Source organism: Bartonella sp. AS69XJJH, from assembly GCF_042195585.1.
Taxonomy (GTDB): Bacteria; Pseudomonadota; Alphaproteobacteria; order Rhizobiales; family Rhizobiaceae; genus Bartonella.
In genome coordinates this window covers 19,319-33,538 of sequence record NZ_JBHIOO010000007.1, presented here as the reverse complement: position 1 = coordinate 33,538, position 14,220 = coordinate 19,319, and the positions used below count along the sequence as shown (strand labels likewise).

General features: G+C 37.5%; 14 protein-coding genes. 8 read left to right on the top strand and 6 right to left on the bottom strand.

Features of this window, described 5'->3' with window-relative positions; genetic code table 11:
* Positions 1-407: 407 nt before the first annotated feature.
* The 3 genes from ACFIK6_RS04890 to ACFIK6_RS04880 all read right to left on the bottom strand — a co-directional run bounded on the left by ACFIK6_RS04890 (position 408) and on the right by ACFIK6_RS04880 (position 2,516).
* Complete coding sequence (locus ACFIK6_RS04890; RefSeq protein ID WP_375642041.1) at positions 408-1,181, bottom strand: alpha/beta fold hydrolase; 774 nt, start codon at positions 1,179-1,181, stop codon at positions 408-410.
* Positions 1,178-1,690: a DUF192 domain-containing protein gene (locus ACFIK6_RS04885; RefSeq protein ID WP_375642042.1), complete on the bottom strand. Its 513-nt coding sequence runs from the start codon at positions 1,688-1,690 to the stop codon at positions 1,178-1,180. Before ACFIK6_RS04885 ends, ACFIK6_RS04890 begins: the two co-directional genes overlap by 4 nt.
* A 250-nt stretch (positions 1,691-1,940) precedes the next feature.
* Positions 1,941-2,516 carry a cold-shock protein gene (locus ACFIK6_RS04880; RefSeq protein WP_375642043.1) on the bottom strand — a complete coding sequence of 192 codons (576 nt, stop codon included), beginning with the start codon at positions 2,514-2,516 and terminating at the stop codon, positions 1,941-1,943.
* 323 nt (positions 2,517-2,839) lie between these two features.
* On the opposite strand from ACFIK6_RS04880, the gene ACFIK6_RS04875 reads away from it, so the two are divergent.
* From ACFIK6_RS04875 to ACFIK6_RS04855, 5 genes are all read left to right on the top strand, one after another.
* A complete protein-coding gene (locus ACFIK6_RS04875; RefSeq protein WP_375642044.1) occupies positions 2,840-3,973 on the top strand; it encodes an ABC transporter substrate-binding protein in 1,134 nt (377 codons plus the stop codon).
* A gap of 114 nt (positions 3,974-4,087) precedes the next feature.
* On the top strand, positions 4,088-5,164 hold the full coding sequence (locus ACFIK6_RS04870; RefSeq protein ID WP_375642045.1) for a branched-chain amino acid ABC transporter permease: 1,077 nt from the start codon (positions 4,088-4,090) through the stop codon (positions 5,162-5,164).
* A complete protein-coding gene (locus tag ACFIK6_RS04865; RefSeq protein ID WP_375642046.1) occupies positions 5,164-6,222 on the top strand; it encodes a branched-chain amino acid ABC transporter permease in 1,059 nt (352 codons plus the stop codon). Before ACFIK6_RS04870 ends, ACFIK6_RS04865 begins: the two co-directional genes overlap by 1 nt.
* Positions 6,219-7,001, top strand: a complete 783-nt coding sequence (locus tag ACFIK6_RS04860) for an ABC transporter ATP-binding protein (RefSeq protein WP_375656719.1) — start codon at positions 6,219-6,221, stop codon at positions 6,999-7,001. Before ACFIK6_RS04865 ends, ACFIK6_RS04860 begins: the two co-directional genes overlap by 4 nt.
* A complete protein-coding gene (locus ACFIK6_RS04855) occupies positions 6,988-7,698 on the top strand; it encodes an ABC transporter ATP-binding protein (protein ID WP_375677428.1) in 711 nt (236 codons plus the stop codon). Before ACFIK6_RS04860 ends, ACFIK6_RS04855 begins: the two co-directional genes overlap by 14 nt.
* Before the next feature lie 96 nt (positions 7,699-7,794).
* Here ACFIK6_RS04855 and gatA read toward each other — a convergent pair whose 3' ends face one another.
* Positions 7,795-9,279 carry an Asp-tRNA(Asn)/Glu-tRNA(Gln) amidotransferase subunit GatA gene (gene gatA / locus ACFIK6_RS04850; RefSeq protein ID WP_375642049.1) on the bottom strand — a complete coding sequence of 495 codons (1,485 nt, stop codon included), beginning with the start codon at positions 9,277-9,279 and terminating at the stop codon, positions 7,795-7,797.
* Between the two features lie 31 nt (positions 9,280-9,310).
* Entirely contained in the window at positions 9,311-9,598 is a 288-nt protein-coding gene (gene gatC, locus ACFIK6_RS04845) for an Asp-tRNA(Asn)/Glu-tRNA(Gln) amidotransferase subunit GatC (protein ID WP_375677427.1), read from the bottom strand.
* 147 nt (positions 9,599-9,745) lie between these two features.
* Between gatC and ruvX the strand changes: the two genes are divergently transcribed.
* Positions 9,746-10,225, top strand: coding sequence for a Holliday junction resolvase RuvX (gene ruvX / locus ACFIK6_RS04840; protein ID WP_375677438.1), 480 nt, complete (start codon positions 9,746-9,748; stop codon positions 10,223-10,225).
* Here ruvX and ACFIK6_RS04835 read toward each other — a convergent pair.
* Positions 10,210-11,829, bottom strand: coding sequence for an acyl-CoA dehydrogenase family protein (locus ACFIK6_RS04835; RefSeq protein WP_375677426.1), 1,620 nt, complete (start codon positions 11,827-11,829; stop codon positions 10,210-10,212). The genes ruvX and ACFIK6_RS04835 overlap by 16 nt on opposite strands.
* Before the next feature lie 125 nt (positions 11,830-11,954).
* Here ACFIK6_RS04835 and ACFIK6_RS04830 point away from each other — a divergent pair, with 125 nt between their 5' ends.
* A complete protein-coding gene (locus ACFIK6_RS04830; protein WP_375677425.1) occupies positions 11,955-12,920 on the top strand; it encodes an aspartate carbamoyltransferase catalytic subunit in 966 nt (321 codons plus the stop codon).
* Positions 12,917-14,218, top strand: a complete 1,302-nt coding sequence (locus ACFIK6_RS04825) for a dihydroorotase (RefSeq protein WP_375642054.1) — start codon at positions 12,917-12,919, stop codon at positions 14,216-14,218. The genes ACFIK6_RS04830 and ACFIK6_RS04825 overlap by 4 nt, the downstream gene beginning before the upstream one ends.
* Positions 14,219-14,220: the final 2 nt, after the last annotated feature.

Genomic DNA, 14,220 nt, shown 5'->3' with positions numbered 1-14,220 from the left:
CATTATTAAATATACCCGTATAGATTAAAAAATGGCAAAAAAACTGTATATTTTTAATAATTTTACTTTATCTCCAATTTTAGCATCTGTATTTAGAATGCATATTCGTAAGAATAAATTGATCAATAATTTATAATTTTATTCCTTTTATAAAAAATATAAATAACAATAATTATTACAACATTCAAAAATATTTCTTTTAATAACTTTTAAAGTATAATTATTTAATCTTAGAAGAATTACATCTCTAAAAAATATACAAAATAAGCAAATAAGAGTTTATTTTTCTTTTCATTTTTTATAAAAACTTATGTCACAACAGAAAAATTTTTAAATAAGGTTTTTTCAATTTATACGAGATAAAAATACTGAGTATTTTTGTAAATGCTAAAACCTATGAAGAATGCTTATCTTATAGGATAACGAGAAAGAAAATCTATAACGCCTTTTTTATAAACTTTATCGCCTACAGCAAGCATATGATCTCGACCAGGAATTGATAAAGCTTCACCACAAGGCAATAAAGCTGCTAATGGCTCTGCAGCACCGCCGATTTCATCTAATGAACCAACGGCAACAAGTGCAGGTTGTTCAATTTTGTAAACTTCAGACGCCGTTAACTCCTGTTTTGATGTAATAATACAAGCAGCAAGAGCACGCCTATCGCTTTTCGTTTGATCGGCAAATTTACGGAACATTAAACCACGCGTATTAGTAATGGTAGAAATATCTTCTGCTAAAAGGGCCTCAGCAACAGGCTCCCAATTTCCTGCTCCCGTTACCATACCAATACCTAAACCGCCAAAAATAACACTGTGTACATATGTTGGATGCAAAAGAGCCATGAACGCACTAATACGAGCCCCCATAGAATATCCCATAACATGGGCTTTAGATAACTCTAAATGCTGTAGTAACTTTATTGCGTCGCCAGCCATAGCTTGAGGCGTATAAAAGACAGGATCATAACTTTTAACTGAATCTCCGTGACCGCGATTATCAAGAGCAATAACACGATATCCTGCTTCAGTGAGAATACGAAACCAACCCGTTGCATACCAATTCACCCGTGCAGAAGATCCAAAACCATGGATCAACAAAATAGGCGCCCCCTGCCCTTCTTCTCGATAAGCAAATCGCAAACCATTATATTCAAAAAAACGAATATCTTCAGCGGTCATTTTTTATTGCACTTTCCACAAAGTACAGGATGAATAACACGTTGCCCTTTTTGTATCTTTTTTTCAGAAACTTCACCAGCATTAATCTCAAGTGCAAAAGCTGCAGGAACTTCTGATGAAATGGTATTTGTTGAAAATGGAGAGGTGTTTTCAACAATCGATACAATAATTCCCTCGGAGTTTAAGAAAATCATATCTAAAGGTAAAGGCGTATTTGCCATCCACATAAAAATTCTCTGTTCATCTCCCGGTTGAGAACTTTTTAGCTGCTTAAAGAGCATTGCACGATCGCGTGGAAAATCAGTTCGATACATTAACCCAGCCGCTGCTTGAGATGGCGTAAAAGCAATCTCTACCTTATAAAAAACCGTACCTTGCTTTGTATGTATTTCTAAAGGAATCGGATGCACAGAAATCTCTATGGGCTTTTTTGCCACAACAACACGCATATCTAACATAAAAAGCATCACCAATAAAACAATATGCCTCTTTTTAAAAAGCTTTAACATTCTTGTCTCCACCATAGAAAAATTTTAAATTTTGTTTCTAAAATAAAAAGTACTAGAGTTTAAAAGCCAAAAAATAAGAGATTTGCTTCCTTGTTGCTTTCTAGTTTCTTTCAGCGTGATATCGCAATTTTCTCTATTTGGTTTATGGGTTCACTAGAGCCATATTTTCTTTAAAAATCTACCTCTATAGCAATTTACGAAATAACTATCTTTAAAAACATAGAAAACATACTGTTTTCACTCGTGAAATTCAATGCGTAGCAAAAGGAATGCCGATATCCGGATAAATCTCTGCTGTCATTAAACCTTTTTCTCCTTTACCAAAACGTACAAGAACAACCTGGCCAGAACGAAGCTCTGCTAAACCAAAACGGCGCAACGTTTCCATATGAATAAAAATATCTTCTGTTCCTTGCCCACGGCTAAGAAAACCGAAACCTTTGTCACGATTAAACCATTTAACAATTGCACGTTCTAGTCCACTTTCTGGAGTAACAACAACATGGGTACGCGCAGGAACTTCTGATGGATGAATTGCTGAAGAACAATCTATAGATTTCACCTGAACGCACTTTAATCCTCGTTCAGTTTTTTCCACAGCACAAATAACTTTAGCTCCCTCCAAAGCTGTTTGAAAACCATCCCTTCGCATTACCGTAACATGCAATAATATATCGGGAAAATGAGGTAAATCAGGTACAATAAATCCATACCCCTTACTACCATCAAACCACTTAATGACACCACTGATTTCGATAATCTCCCCACAAGCACCTATATTATCCTCAGATGGGGAACAATCCTTTAATGCATCCTTACTCGTCATAATAACGTGATCCTGTAGCTTATAAATTGTACGATATTGATTCTCTAGGTTTAAGTAAACATTGCTCTTGTATCAACAAGCAAGCCCCAAGATAAGATTTCCCCATATTGTCGTATCTTCTATGTTAATGTCAGAGAATATCAACATGAATATTTACAAAACTATTTGATTGTACACTTTACATACCGTACAAGGAGTGCCCTACAAAAGAGCTCATATAAAAGTTTTTTTACATAATGATATTTTGATTAATGTGTAACTTGCATGATGAAGAAGTTCAATATAAGGTGAAAAAACGACAATTCAATTAAGGAAAATGCGCAATGCAATTGAAGAAAATCCTTACGACAATCGCAGCATTTATGGCATTTACAGCAAATGTTTATGCGAGTGAACCTATTAAGATTGGAGTTTATCTTCCATTAAGTGGTCAAAATGCATTTGGAGGTCAGCTTGAAATTAGAGGTATAGAATTAGCCCATAAAAAAGTTCCAGAAATTTTAGGACGTAAAGTGGAACTTGTTATTATTGATAATAAGTCTGATAAGGTAGAAGCAGCTAATGCTGTTATGCGTTTAACAGCAAGTGAAAAAGTAAGTGGAATCATTGGTAGCTATGGTTCTTCGCTCTCGTTAGCAGGTGGTGAAATATCTGAAAAAGCAAAGACTCCAACCATTGCAACGTCCTCAACAAGCCCCCTTGTTACACAGGGTAAAAAATATTACTTCCGTGCTTGCTTTATTGATTCCTATCAAGGGGTAGGAATCGCAACTTATGTAAGCCAAACTTTGCACGCAAAAAAGGCTGCTATCCTTAAAGATATTTCAAGCGATTATGCCATTGGTCTTGCAAGCTATTTTACGCGTGCTTTCAAAAAATTAGGTGGTGAAGTTATCTCAAATTTAAATTATAATTCTGGAGATCAGGACTTTTCAGCTGTTCTCACGCAAATTATCGCTCAGAAACCTGATATCTTATTCATCCCATCTTACTTTTCTGAAGGTGCTATCATCATGAAACAAGCACGAGAATTAGGGGCGAGGTTTCAAATTATGGGTGGAGATGCTATGGATAATCCAGAAACCATTACGATTGCAGGAAAAGCTGCAGAAGGTTTCTTACATACGACACTTCCCTACAGTGAGGATATGCCAAATATGTCAGTAGCTGCGCAAGAATTCACAAAAGAATGGAAAGAAGCCTACCCTGACAAAGAGCCAAATATCAATTCTGTTTTGGGATACACGAGTTATATGATGTTCATGAAGGCTATTGAAAATGCTGGTAGCACTGATCGTGAAAAAATTACTATCGCACTTAGCGAATTAAAAGATTTCCCTACCCCCTTTGGAGATATGTCAATGGATAAAAATCATAACCCTAAAATTCCTATTGGTATCATTAAAATACAGGATGGAAAACGTGTTTATTTAGAAGAAGTTAAACCTGCTTTTTAATTAAAAAGTTTTACTTATTAAAATACAAGAATTGGTTGAGGATCTTTTTCTCAACCAAAAACTTGGAAATTTCTTATTGTCCTATGTAAATTAACAAATGTGGAAGGATGAGAGATGAGCACTGAAATGTTCATCCAGTACTTTTTTAATGCACTGGCATTGGGATCTCTTTATGGGCTTATTGCTATTGGCTACACCATGGTCTACGGTATACTGAGGCTCATTAATTTTGCTCACGGTGATATCTTTATGCTGGGAGCATATTTTGTTTTCTTTTCCACAATTGGTTTTATGCCTGCTTGGGCGGCTTTTCTTCTTTTGTTCCTTGCTGCTCTTGTTTATTATTCGGTCTTTATAGGCTTTAAAAGGCGTCCTCCAATTTATTGGATTGGTGCTTTCTTAATCCTTGCGCTAGGATTTGTTTATTATTTAAAAATTTCCCCACAAGATTTTACACCGATTTGGGTTTTAGCTCTTTGTTTTTCCATTTTTATTACAAGTGCTGTGGGTGTTGCTGTTGATCAATTTGCTTATAAACCTCTACGCCATGCTCCGCGTATTTCGGGACTTATCGGTGCAATCGGTGTTTCTTTTTTTATTGAAAATCTTGCTACTGTACTCTTTAGTGGTGTTCCGAAAGGTGTACAACAACCAGATTTTCTTGTAACGCCATTTTTATGGCATCTAGGATCAGGAGCAGATGGTATCATCAGAATTGCTCCCATGTCTCTGATCGTTCCCGTTGTGTCATTAATTCTTATTTTATTACTGTTATGGATTATCCATAAAACAAAACCGGGTCTTGCTATGCGCGCAATCTCCCATGATATTGAAACAACACGTTTGATGGGTGTGTCTGTCAATAAAGTTATTGCGTTTACATTTGGAATAGGCTCAGCTCTTGCCGCCATAGCAGGCATTATGTGGTCTTTACGTTATCCTCAAATTCAGCCTTATATGGGTGTTCTTCCTGGTCTCAAAGCATTTATCGCTGCTGTTATCGGAGGTATTGGTTCGATACCAGGAGCAATGTTGGGAGGATTGTTATTAGGGTTTATTGAAATTATGATTATCGCATTTTTTCCCGCGCTATCTGGATATCGAGATGCCTTTGCTTTCATTTTATTGATTCTGATTCTATTGATATTGCCCACAGGATTAATGGGTAAAAGAAATCAGGAGAAAATCTAATGACAAAGTCAGCGACAACTGTTTTATCGTGTATAAGTGTTTTAGTTCTCATAGGTTTTTTATTTTATGCTGATAGCCATTTTAATGACTATACGCTTCGTATCATAAATCTGATTGCTATTAATGCAATATTGGCAATTTCGCTTAATTTGATTTACGGTTTCACAGGTATGTTTTCTCTTGGACATGCTGGATTTATGGCTATTGGTGCTTATGTTTGCGCAATTTTACTTCTTTCCCCTGAGCAAAAAGAAATGATGTGGATTCTTGAGCCTATTGCTGAACCATTATATCATTTACAGTTACCTTTTTTTATCGCTGTTGTTGTCAGTGGTTTGTGTGCTGCAGTTGTAGGTTTATTGATTGCTTTACCAATACTGCGTCTTGGTGGCGATTATCTTGGAATTGCAACATTAGGTTTTGCGGAAATTATTCGCATTGTCATTACAAACGCAACATCGCTCACAAATGGCTCTTTGGGAATAAAAGGAATACCTCAAGACGCAACATTATGGTGGAACTATGGTTGGCTAGCGTTTACAGTTCTTTTTAGTGTCCTCTTACTGCGAAGCAATACTGGTAACGTATTACGTGCTATTCGTGATGATGAAATAGCTGCGAAAACTATGGGAATTAACGCTTTTTTCTACCGTAGTTTTTCTTTTACTGTTGGAGCGTTTTTTGCAGGTATAGGTGGCGCATTAATGGCGGCTCTTATTTCAACCATTGATCCAAAAATGTTTAATTTTCTTCTGACTTTTAATATTTTAATGATTGTTGTTGCTGGTGGTCTCGGTTCAATTACAGGGAGCATTATTGGCAGCATTATTATTACAGTCATGCTTGAATGGCTTCGTATTATTGAAAGTCCATTTGACTTAGGTTTTATACATATTCCAGAAACCCCAGGACTTCGTATGGTTGTTTTTTCTCTTTTATTGCTGGTAATTATCTTGTTTTGGAGAAAAGGGTTGATGGGACAACGAGAATTCTCATGGAATGGAATTTATAGCTTTTTGACACGCAAAAAGCTTTCTAATACTGAGGGAAAGCTATGAACGACACCATCCTTTCACTCAATAATATTGTAATGCGTTTTGGCGGATTAGTTGCTGTAAATAATGTTAATATGGCAATTAAACGAGGAAGTATTACTGGATTAATTGGTCCCAATGGTGCTGGAAAAACAACAGTTTTCAATATAATTTCTGGTTTTTATGCTCCTACAAGCGGCATCATTCTTTTTGATGAGCAAAAAATTTCTGGAGCGTCTCCTTATATTATCTGTAGACGCCATATTGCCAGAACATTTCAAAATATTCGTCTTTTCTCAGGGTTAACGGTTTTGCAGAATGTTATGGTAGGAGCACATGTTCGACAAAAATATCCTTGGTTTTCTTCAGCTCTATTTTTTTCAAAAGCAATGAAAGAAAAGAAGGAGATTTATAAAAATTCCTTAGAGCTCCTTGAACAGCTACAACTTGATCACCTTGCCAATCAATCGGCAACGGCTTTACCTTATGGTGTGCAACGACGTTTAGAAATTGCACGCGCGTTAGCCACAAAGCCAAAATTGCTTCTTCTTGATGAGCCTGTTGCTGGCATGAATCCACAAGAAAGTGAAGATCTTAGAAAATTCATAGAAAAAGTGCAAAAAGACTTTGATCTTACAATTCTTCTTATTGAGCACGATATGAAAGTGGTTATGGGGCTTTGCCAACATATTTTGGTTATGGAATATGGCTGTTGCATTGCCAATGGCACACCAGATGAAATTCGTAATAACCCTAAAGTTATTGAAGCTTATCTTGGCGGAGATGTTTATGGATATTCTTAAAATAAAAAATCTTAACGTTCATTATGGCGCCATTAAAGCTGTTCAAAATCTTTCTATGTCCATAAAGCGGGGCAGTATTGTCACTTTAATTGGAGCCAATGGTGCAGGAAAAAGCAGTATTGTACGTTCTATTACAGGACTTAATCGCTCTGTTTATGGAAAAATTACCTATAATGGTGAATCAATTATTAAAAAATCACCAGAAGAGATTTTACGATTAGGGATTGCTCTAAGCCCTGAAGGACGACGTATTATGCCCCATCTCACTGTTTTAGAGAATCTTCATCTAGGCGCTTATATTCGTCACGATAAGCAGGGAATTTCCCGTGATATTGAATGGATACTTGATCTTTTTCCGCGTCTACGTGAAAGAGCAAAACAGTTGGGAGGAACAATGTCAGGTGGTGAACAACAGATGGTTGCTGTGGGCCGTGCACTCATGAGCAACCCTGATATGGTAATATTAGATGAACCCTCGTTGGGGTTAGCACCACTTCTCGTTCGAGAAATTTTTTCGATTATTCGGAAAATTAATGATATGGGAAAAACTGTTCTTCTTATTGAACAAAATGCATTTGCTGCGCTTTCTATCGCTGACTATGCTTATATTTTAGAGGTAGGACATATTTTATTTCACGGTGAAGGTAAAACTATGCTCTCTGATTCGCGTGTTAAAGAAGCCTATCTTGGTGGATAAAGACTACGAATTGAGGAAATAGAGTTCATCCCTCCACCTTTCAAAGGAGCATTTCTCATTAAGGATGAGAAATGCTCCTTTGTGAATTTTTTATTATTACATCCACCATTTTTCTGCACTGAATATCCCTGCTTCTTGTTCAATAATGTGCGCTATCTGAAAAATGACTTCTTCAGCAAAAGGTTTACCAATCAATTGCAATCCTAAAGGTAAACCATTTGATGATAAACCAGCGGGAACAGAAATTCCTGGTAAACCAGCCATATTAACTGGCACAGTAAAAATATCATTAAGATACATTGCTACAGCATCATTTTTTATTTTTTCATCAGAAATACCAAAAGCAGGTGTTGGTGTTGCGGGTGTCAAAATAGCATCAATGCCTGAAGCAAAACATTGATCAAAATCACGTTTTACGAGTGTTCTTACTTTTTGAGCTTTTAAGTAACAGGCATCATAATAACCAGATGAAAGGACATAAGTCCCAACCAAAATACGCCGCTTAACTTCATTACCAAAACCAACAGAACGCGTATTTTCATACATCTCAATGATGTCTTTTCCAGGCACGCGCAAACCAAAACGCACACCATCATAACGTGCTAAATTAGAAGAGGCTTCTGCAGGAGCTATAATGTAATAAGAAGGTAGAGCATATTTTGTATGGGGCAAAGAAATATCCTTAATCTCAGCACCTGCTTCTTTTAACCAATTTATTCCTTTTTGCCAAAGCTCAATAATTTCTGGAGACATTCCATCCATATGATATTCTTTTGGAATACCGATTTTCATTCCTTTGATTGATTGACCAAGATAACTTTCATAATCAGGAACTGGTAAATTCACGGAAGTAGAATCTTTTTCATCAAAAGAGGCCATTGATCTTAGTAAGATAGCGCAATCACGAACATCTCTGGCAACAGGTCCAGCTTGATCAAGGGATGAAGCAAATGCAACAATTCCCCACCGTGAACAACGTCCATAAGTTGGCTTTATTCCTACAGTTCCAGTAAAAGCTGCTGGTTGACGTATTGAGCCACCTGTATCAGTTGCAGTTGCACCAGCACAAATTTGTGCAGCAACAGCGGCAGCAGATCCTCCTGAAGAACCACCGGGTACGAGTTTTTCATTCGAGCCTTTTTTTCTCCATGGACTAATAACGGGACCATAATATGATGTTTCGTTGGATGAGCCCATAGCAAACTCATCCATATTAAGTTTTCCTAACATCACAGCACCGTCGTGCCATAAATTAGCCGTAACAGTTGATTCATAGTGCGGTTTAAAACCATCAAGGATATGTGAACAGGCTTGAGTATGAACGCCATAGGTTGCAAAAAGATCTTTAATCCCCAAGGGGATTCCCTCTAAAAGTCCTCCCTGCCCTCTCGCTAAGCGACTATCTGATTCAGCAGCCATTTTCATTGCTTGTTCTGCTGTTATTGTTACATAAGCATTCAAAATTGGATTAGCTGATTCTATTGCTTGTAAATAAGCTTCCGTTAATTCTGTTGCTTTGAGATTTTTCTTTGTTAGAGCATCACGAGCTTGCGCAATTGTGAGGTTTGTTAATTCAGTCATATTGGTTCTCAAATTTTAAAAATATAAAAAGTTACTCAACAATTTTTGAGACAAGAAAAAAATTTTCTTCTGTAACAGGGGCATTGGCTACAATATCTGCTGCTTTATCGCCATCTGTAACACTATCTTCACGCATTCGTAAAGTCATCGGTATCACAGATATTAATGGCTCAACTCCACTGACATCAACTTCATTCAATTGCTCAACAAAACCTAAAATAGCATTGAACTTTTTTGTCACAGGTTCTATCTCATCATCGTGGAGGGCAATCCTTGCTAAATGTGCGATTCGCTTGACTGTCTCTTGATCAACAGACATACTCTTTACGCCTTTCTGCTTTTTTGTTTATTTATTGATCTTTATTCTGGCTATACAAGGCTGCACTTGTAAGTGCAAGAATATTAGATAACATGAATGAAGAATATAACTATAGATCTGAAACATTTAAAAACGTATTATACCCTTATGACTGTTATTAATATAGATGAAGTTATAACACATCTTTTGCCTAGACAAACAATAGCAGGCTTAGATTTAGGGACAAAAACTATCGGAATTGCGATTTCTGATATGGGGCTGACTGTCTCAAATCCGCGTCCTGTACTACAGAGAAAAAAATTTACAGAAGATGCTTACACACTTATTAAAATTTTTGACCGTGAAAACGTAGGCGTTATTATCATTGGCTTACCCCTTAACATGAATGGAAGCAGCGGCTCTCGTGTTCAAGCAACCAGAGCTTTTGTGAGCAATATGAAAGCTTATACAAAAATTCCATTTGTTTTTTGGGACGAACGTTTATCAACAATTGCTGCAGAACGTTCTCTTCTAGAAATGAATGTATCGCGCGCTAAAAGAGCAAGCCGAATTGATTCGGCAGCCGCCGCTTTTATATTGCAAGGTGCTCTTAATAGAATTCAAAACTTTCATCATATAGAAGGATAGAGGACATTGAGCAAATGCCCTGCATTATATCGTGCAATAAGCATCCCATAAGAAGATCTCCATTGTCCCCCAAGGCGGCTTTCCATATAGGCATTTGCAACATGTTCTATGTCTGTAGAACGTAATGCTGCTGCTGCTGCTGCATAGGCTACCTGTTCAACAAAAAACCTTCCTGCACCTTCATTTGCTGATGCCATATCACCTGCTGACTTAATAATTTCAATTGCTCGTGGTCCCGCTGGTCCAATATCAAGAGCAATTTTTTCTAACAATTTCTGAAACAATCCCGGTGCTTTTTCAGCAATAAGAATGGCATCCTTTACCAATTGATTAGCAGAACTATTTCTCACAATTCGCGCAGGCCCATTATGCAACATTTGTGATAATGGATTATTCTCTATAAAACTTTCAATACCAAGTTGTGCAATAATTTCGCCAATAATAGGTACAACCAATTGACTTACATGATAAGCAATAATAGGTGTCATAATGCGGGCAAAGGCTGCTTCAGAACGGTCATTTGCTGCATTATCAAATGCTTTCGCTAAACGCAAAACCAATGCTTGTGAAGCAGCAATATCTAATGCAATATCTGCAAAAATACGTTCTGTCAGTGGTGGTAAAGGCTGATTGGGCATTTTTTTCCGGAAAAAATCTATGCCAAATTGAAGAGCCGCTCGTAAAACACCTGCCGATATGACCGATTGATCGAAACGCATCATTGTCTCGATATCTTTAATAACTTTAAGCCCTTCTCCGGCATTTCCCAAAAGCCAACCATAACTGCCTTGGAAATCAACAACCCCCTCTGGTGTTAAAAGTTCTCCAGAACGCTGAATTAAATGACGAATTGATATAAATCCATTTAATGCGCCATTTTCTTGTATACGTGGAATAAAAAAACAACTTAAATGACCATTTAAATCTGCACTAACAAGATATCCGTCAGCGGTAGGATTAATAACATTGGTTTTTACAACATTTAAACGATATAGATCACGTTCCATACTTTCATCGAAAGAAATTTTCTTAACACTTGGAAAATTAAAAGCGTATTTTTCAATATCGTCAAATGCATAAGTTAGAGAAGCAGCCTTTTTATGATGAATAGGTTTTGACGAGGAATCATATTGGCGTGATAAAAGTACATTTTGCCATTTTTTGAAGAGCTCAATATCACTAATTAAAACAGCAATAGCTGCACTCGTTATAGTAACTTCATTCAAATGTCCTGTTTCTAAACCAGCAGATAAAGCTAAACGAATCGCACGCGCTTGATAGCGGACTCCATTTTCTGAGCTCGTATTTTCCCAAAGCGAGGTAACCAAACCTGCTTGTCTAGAATATTGTTGAAGAGCTTGATAGGAAGAATGGATCTCTAATTTTTCCGTTGGCTGCCCCCATTCATCATTATAGCATAATAAAGGCTTATAATGATTCGCTAAGCAAGAAAGTTTCCATGCTTCTCGACTCGCCGCAAAATCCCCTATTTCTTCAAAACTCGCTAACAAAAACTTAGGCAAAGTAGAGGCAATACGAAACATAAGCGTATCGCTAAGAAATGTATTTTTTCGACGGTTATTTTGCGCAGATACAGCACTCATAGGTATATTCCTACATTCAAATCATTCATATCATAGACTATTTGTCTTTTTAGAGTTAAGAAACATTTATCATATTCAAACAAATGCTTGTTTAACCTGTTTAGAGAGAGATAAAGAAGAATGCTATGATTCAAGATATTTTTTTTCCACTTTTCCCTCATCAACATCTTTTAGCTATTAAAGATCTGAGTGTACAAGATCTTAATACATTGCTTGATCGTGCAGAAGCAAATGTTATCCTTTCTAACAAAATTGATAAAACAAAATCTACTTTGCATGGACGGACTCAAATTAATCTCTTTTTTGAAGCCTCTACGCGAACACAATCTTCTTTTGAATTAGCGGGTAAAAGGCTAGGTGCACACGTGATGAGTCTTGCGATCGGCAACTCATCTGTAAAAAAAGGAGAAACATTACTTGATACAGCTACAACTCTCAATGCGATGAAGCCAGATATACTGGTTTTTCGCCATAACAGCGCAGGAGCGGCAGCTTTCTTAGCGCAAAAAGTTGATTGTTGTGTCATTAATGCAGGTGATGGTGCTCATGAACATCCAACCCAAGCTTTATTAGATGCTCTAACCATTAAAAGGACAAAAGGTCGTATTGAAGGATTAACTGTTGCGATTTGTGGAGATATCTTACACTCACGTGTTGCCCGTTCCAATATCCTAAGTCTCAATGCTTTGGGTGCTCGTGTTCGTGCTGTTGCTCCCTCAACACTCTTACCCGCAGAAATCGCTCATATGAGTGTTGAGGTTTTTACCACGATGAAAGAAGGTCTTAAAAATGCTGATGTTATCATGATGTTGCGCTTACAGCATGAACGGATGACAGGCTCTTTTATTCCCTCTACGCGTGAATATTTCCATTATTTTGGCTTACATAAAGAAAATTTAGCCTATGCCAAAAACGATTGCATTATTCTGCATCCAGGCCCAATAAACCGTGGTGTAGAGATTGCATCCGACATAGCAGATGGACCACAAAGTATGATTCATACACAAGTAGAAATGGGAATTGCAGTGCGTATGGCTGTCATGGAGGCTTTATTAGATTCACGTGCAAAGATCAGTGGAGAAAAAAAATGATAAAACCAATTGTTTTTCAAAATGCTCGTATTATTGATCCTTCGCGCGCAATCGATGAAATTGGTACAGTTATTGTTGAAAATGGACGAATTATAGCCGCTGGAAAAGAAGCTCTGAATCAGGGATTCCCTGAAGAAGCAGAAGTTATTAATGCACAAAACAAAGCAATTCTCCCCGGACTTGTTGATGCCCGCGTCTTTGTTCGAGAATTAGGCAATGAACACTGTGAAACAATCGCATCAACAAGTCAATCCGCAGCAGCAGGTGGTATTACTTCCTTTCTTATGATGCCAAATACGCATCCAGTTATTGATAATGTAGCACTGGTTGAATTTATTAGGCATACAGTACAAGAAAAGTCATCGGTCAATATTTATCCCGTTGCTTCAATCACACAAGGTTTCAACGGACAAGAAATAACGGAATTCGGCTTACTAAAAGATGCAGGAGCTGTTGCCTTTTGTGAAGGAAAAAAAACGCTTCAAAGTTCATCTGTTATGCGGCGTGCAATGACTTATGCACGTGATTTTGATGTTCCATTGATGCATGAAACGCAAGATAAAGATCTTACAGGCCAAGGTGTGATGAATGAAGGACTGCTCGCCAGTTGGCTTGGTCTTTCTGGAATTCCCCGCGAAGCAGAAGTTATCCCACTCGAAAGAGATCTGAGATTAGCAGTATTAACGCAAACACGCTATCATGCTGCTCAAATATCGACAACACTCTCTGCTGATGCACTTCGTTTAGGTAAAAAACGCAGTGAGAAAATTTCAGCGGGGGTATCTATTAATCATTTATCTTTTAATGAAAATGACATTGGTGAATATCGCACCTCTTTTCGCTTAATGCCCCCATTGCGTACAGAAGAAGACCGTGTAGCAATGATTGAAGCAATAAAGGATGGGACTATAGATGTTATTGTCTCTTCTCATGATCCTCAGAGTAACGACACAAAACATTTACCATTTAATGACGCGGCAGTTGGCGCTATTGGTATGGAGACCTTATTGAGCGCAGCCTTACGCCTTTATCATGATGAGAGCCTATCTCTTCTACGGATAACGGAACTTTTGTCAACGGCGCCTGCAAAGCTCTTTGGACTCAATGCAGGAACACTCAAAAAAGGTGCTCATGCAGACCTTATTGTGGTTGATCTTGAAGAACCATGGGTTGTTTCGACAGAGAAGCTCTATTCCCGTTCAAAAAATACCCCTTTTGAGAGTGCGCGTTTTCAAGGACGCGTGCTCCAGACCTTTGTGAAAGGGAAAACCGTTTTTAAACTTGATCAACAAACTTAATG

What these genes read in the sequence shown, in the direction of transcription:
- gatC (WP_375677427.1), bottom strand. Translation starts at nt 9,598, where the DNA reads ATGTCTGTTGATCAAGAGACAGTCAAGCGAATCGCACATTTAGCAAGG.
- ACFIK6_RS04855 (WP_375677428.1), top strand. Translation starts at nt 6,988, where the DNA reads ATGGATATTCTTAAAATAAAAAATCTTAACGTTCATTATGGCGCCATT.
- ACFIK6_RS04885 (WP_375642042.1), bottom strand. Translation starts at nt 1,690, where the DNA reads ATGTTAAAGCTTTTTAAAAAGAGGCATATTGTTTTATTGGTGATGCTT.
- ACFIK6_RS04870 (WP_375642045.1), top strand. Translation starts at nt 4,088, where the DNA reads ATGAGCACTGAAATGTTCATCCAGTACTTTTTTAATGCACTGGCATTG.
- ACFIK6_RS04835 (WP_375677426.1), bottom strand. Translation starts at nt 11,829, where the DNA reads ATGAGTGCTGTATCTGCGCAAAATAACCGTCGAAAAAATACATTTCTT.
- ACFIK6_RS04880 (WP_375642043.1), bottom strand. Translation starts at nt 2,516, where the DNA reads ATGACGAGTAAGGATGCATTAAAGGATTGTTCCCCATCTGAGGATAAT.
- ruvX (WP_375677438.1), top strand. Translation starts at nt 9,746, where the DNA reads ATGACTGTTATTAATATAGATGAAGTTATAACACATCTTTTGCCTAGA.
- ACFIK6_RS04875 (WP_375642044.1), top strand. Translation starts at nt 2,840, where the DNA reads ATGCAATTGAAGAAAATCCTTACGACAATCGCAGCATTTATGGCATTT.
- gatA (WP_375642049.1), bottom strand. Translation starts at nt 9,279, where the DNA reads ATGACTGAATTAACAAACCTCACAATTGCGCAAGCTCGTGATGCTCTA.
- ACFIK6_RS04825 (WP_375642054.1), top strand. Translation starts at nt 12,917, where the DNA reads ATGATAAAACCAATTGTTTTTCAAAATGCTCGTATTATTGATCCTTCG.
- ACFIK6_RS04890 (WP_375642041.1), bottom strand. Translation starts at nt 1,181, where the DNA reads ATGACCGCTGAAGATATTCGTTTTTTTGAATATAATGGTTTGCGATTT.
- ACFIK6_RS04830 (WP_375677425.1), top strand. Translation starts at nt 11,955, where the DNA reads ATGATTCAAGATATTTTTTTTCCACTTTTCCCTCATCAACATCTTTTA.
- ACFIK6_RS04865 (WP_375642046.1), top strand. Translation starts at nt 5,164, where the DNA reads ATGACAAAGTCAGCGACAACTGTTTTATCGTGTATAAGTGTTTTAGTT.
- ACFIK6_RS04860 (WP_375656719.1), top strand. Translation starts at nt 6,219, where the DNA reads ATGAACGACACCATCCTTTCACTCAATAATATTGTAATGCGTTTTGGC.